Origin of the sequence: Bradyrhizobium sp. PRIMUS42 (assembly GCF_023006515.1) — a bacterium.
Classification (GTDB): Bacteria; Pseudomonadota; Alphaproteobacteria; order Rhizobiales; family Xanthobacteraceae; genus Bradyrhizobium.
Genome location: NZ_JALBGZ010000704.1, coordinates 1 through 3212, shown reverse-complemented (window position 1 = coordinate 3212; position 3212 = coordinate 1). Strand labels below are relative to the sequence as shown.

General features: G+C 63.2%; 4 protein-coding genes. 2 read left to right on the top strand and 2 right to left on the bottom strand.

Annotation, left to right across the window (positions count from 1 at the left end):
* A partial coding sequence (locus tag MOV75_RS32175; RefSeq protein ID WP_247007335.1) for a winged helix-turn-helix domain-containing protein occupies nt 1-978 on the bottom strand: 978 nt, incomplete at its 3' end.
* Between the two features lie 134 nt (nt 979-1112).
* Between MOV75_RS32175 and mddA the strand changes: the two genes are divergently transcribed.
* Nucleotides 1113-1901 carry a methanethiol S-methyltransferase gene (mddA, locus tag MOV75_RS32170; protein WP_246919073.1) on the top strand — a complete coding sequence of 263 codons (789 nt, stop codon included), beginning with the start codon at nt 1113-1115 and terminating at the stop codon, nt 1899-1901.
* Nucleotides 1902-2114: 213 nt separating this feature from the next.
* Nucleotides 2115-2537 (top strand): GFA family protein, encoded by a 423-nt coding sequence (locus MOV75_RS32165; protein WP_246919074.1) that lies wholly within the window; start codon nt 2115-2117, stop codon nt 2535-2537.
* Nucleotides 2538-2604: 67 nt separating this feature from the next.
* Here the strand turns inward: MOV75_RS32165 and MOV75_RS32160 are convergent, their stop codons facing one another.
* Nucleotides 2605-2829: a cysteine rich repeat-containing protein gene (locus MOV75_RS32160; protein ID WP_247007334.1), complete on the bottom strand. Its 225-nt coding sequence runs from the start codon at nt 2827-2829 to the stop codon at nt 2605-2607.
* Nucleotides 2830-3212 lie beyond the last annotated feature (383 nt).

Here is a 3212-nt window from a genome sequence, read left to right as displayed (position 1 = left end):
GGCGAGCTCGGCCCAGCCGAGATGCACGCCGAGCATGTGGTTTGCCGCCAGCACCGACAGCGCCCGGCCGTAGTTCGGATCAATCCCGATCGCGCCTTCGAGCAGGGCCCGGGCGGCCTCGTGATCACGCCGGGTCACGCGCCAATAGTGCGATAGCGCCCGCATCAACAGATCCCATGCATCGAGGCTCGACGGTGGCTTGCGATCGGCGCGAAAATTCTCTGCTGCATGGATCTGCGGCTCGATCGCCGCCACGATCGCGTTGGTGATCTCGTCCTGGACGGCGAAGACGTCGACCAGATCGCGGTCATAGCGCTCGGCCCACAGATGGCCGCCCGATGCGGCATCGTTGAGCTGCGCGGTGATGCGCACCCGGTTGTTCGCCTTGCGCACGCTGCCTTCGACGACGTAGCGGACGCCGAGCTCCTCGGCGATCTGCCTGATGTGGACGGCGCGTCCCTTGTAGGTGAAGGACGAGTTGCGGGCGATCACCATGAACCAGCGTTGTTTCGACAGCGCCGTGAGGATGTCCTCGCTGATCCCGTCGCCGAAATAATCCTGCGCGGGATCGCCGCTCATGTTCTCGAAGGCCAGCACGGCGACCGCCGGGCGGTCCGCGACGCGCGGGAGAGCGGGCCTGGCTTCGACTGGTGCGACCGACGCTGCCATTTCTTCCCGGACGTCGCCGACGAAGCGAAAGCCCTTGCGCGGGATGGTCTTGATCAGCCGCTGTGTCGCGCCGTCGTCACCGATCGCCTTGCGCGCGGCATTGATCCGGCTGTTCAGCGCGGAATCCGAGATGACCCGATCGCTCCAGATCTGGCTGATCAGGTCATCCTTGCTGACCACACGCGTGCGTTGCGCGACGAGATAGAGCAAGAGATCGAACACTTGCGGCTGCAAGGGCACGGCTGCTCCGCCGCAGGTGAGTTCCCGCAGGTCGCCGTCGAGCACGTTGTTTTCAAAGCGAAATCGCACGATTCTGTCGTCTCAAGCAAAAATCAAAGTCGTCTCAGGCGAAAATCAACCGTCTGCGAAAGTCTTGGGCCCGGCGATGCGGCAGGGTGCAGCGACCAATGAAGTGCCGGCACTTTGGCACAACGGAGCTGTTTATGACCCAACTTGATCACCAGGTTCATTCGATCGGCCCGGAGGTTACGGGCTCTCGCATTTTCAAGTTCATCGCCTTTCTGTACGGAATTGCGGCGTATCTCGTGTTTTTCGTCACCATTCTCTACGCCATCGGCTTCGTCATGGGGCTGGTGGTGCCGAAGACGATCGACACCGGAACCGACGCGCCGGCGACTGAAGCCATCATCATCAATCTCCTGCTGATGTCGCTGTTCGCGGTCCAGCACAGCGTGATGGCCCGCCAGCAGTTCAAGGCCTGGTGGACGCAGTTCGTCCCCAAGCCGGTCGAGCGGAGCACCTATGTGCTGCTGGCGAGCCTGTCATTGCTGCTCCTGTTCTGGCAGTGGCGTCCGTTGCCATCAGTCATATGGAACGTCGAGAATCCGGATCTTGCCGTGATGATGGTCACGCTGTCCTTCGCCGGCTGGGTGCTGGTGTTCACCTCGACCTTCATCATCAACCATTTCGAATTGTTCGGATTGCATCAGGTGACCAACCATCTGGTCGGGAAGGAGATGACGCCGCCGCGCTTCAAGACGCCGCTGCTCTACAATTTCGTCCGCCATCCGATTTATCTCGGTTTCATCATTGCGTTCTGGGCGGCGCCGACCATGACCGCGGGCCATCTGCTGTTCGCGGCCGTCACCACGCTCTACATCTTCGTCGGCATCGCGCTGGAGGAGCACGACCTCGTGGCTCTCTTCGGTGACGAGTACCGGCAGTACAAACAACGGGTGTCGATGCTTATTCCCTGGCGCCGGTCACTCTAACCTCGGCGTGGCACCGCGCGCGTCCTTCGAAAGGAGGACGCGTGACCGCGCCGAGTGAGGTACGCGAGGATCGCACGCATCCGTCCCCTCAACGTCCCCCGGGGTGATTTCCCCCTTCGCCCCGACACCTCTCCCCGCATCCCGCCTTCCCGAGATATCGCGGAACGGGGGCGGGGAGAGGATTTCTCCCCTTCATCAAACGGAGACGACCAAATGAAACATGTCGGAAACTGCTTCTGCGGCGCGGTGACGATCGAGGTCACGGGCGCACCGGAGGCGATGGGCTATTGCCATTGCCGCTCCTGCCGCTCCTGGTCGGGTGGCCCGGTCAACGCCTTCAGCCTGTGGAAGCCCGAGGCGGTACGCATCACCGAAGGCGCGGAGAATGTCGAGACGTTTGCCAAGACGCCGCTCAGCCAGCGCAAATTTTGCAAGAAGTGCGGCGGCCATCTCATGACCAACCATCCGCCGCTCGGCCTGGTCGACGTCTTCACCGCCACCATCCCCACGCTCGCCTTCGCGCCCGGTGTTCACGTCAACTATGCCGAGACCGTGCTGCCGATGCGCGATGGCCTGCCCAAGCTGAAGGATTTCCCGGCCGAGTTCGGCGGCAGCGGCGAGATGATGCAGGAGTAGCGGCGCGTTCAGGAGGGCGGCAGAGCGCCGCCCTCTCATCGTTCTCCCAAGGGAGAAGGAAGAAAGATCAGCCGCCGCGCGATTCGACGACCCTGCGGCAGGAGTCAGAGAGCTTCGACTTGTTCTCGCGCAGGCAGGCGTTCATCTGCGGCGGCTTGCCGATATGTTCGGCGCAGAATTTGCTGGCATCGCCGCGGCAGGCCATTTGCTCCTGGGGCGACGGACCGGATTGCGCGGCAGCGGGCAGGGCGGCAGCCGTGAGCAGCAGCGCGGCAAGAGCTGAAATCTTCATAAAGCACCTCTTTGGAATCGGCGTTGGTCCCGACCGGGATCAATCGGGCCGGACCATCCCGCGAAGGCCAGGCGCCGGTCCATGCCATGTTCATGGCATCGGCGCGGCCTAGCGGTCGCGGCATCCCCCATCTTCATGGCATGTATCCGCGCGCCGTCTTTTGCCATTCAGGCTGCACCTCGGCTGCGAAATCCGGTGATTGCATCGGGACGCCGAACGGAAGCAGGAGAGCAAAGGATGTCGAAGAGAGCTGGAGCGCTGAGCGCAGGGCTGACGGTCATGGCGCTGGCGGGCGCGGCGATGGTGTCGCTGGGCACGAGCCCGGCGCAGGCGGTGGTCTATTGCAAGACGGTCGGCGTGCCCAAGGGCTGCGTGGTGCGGCC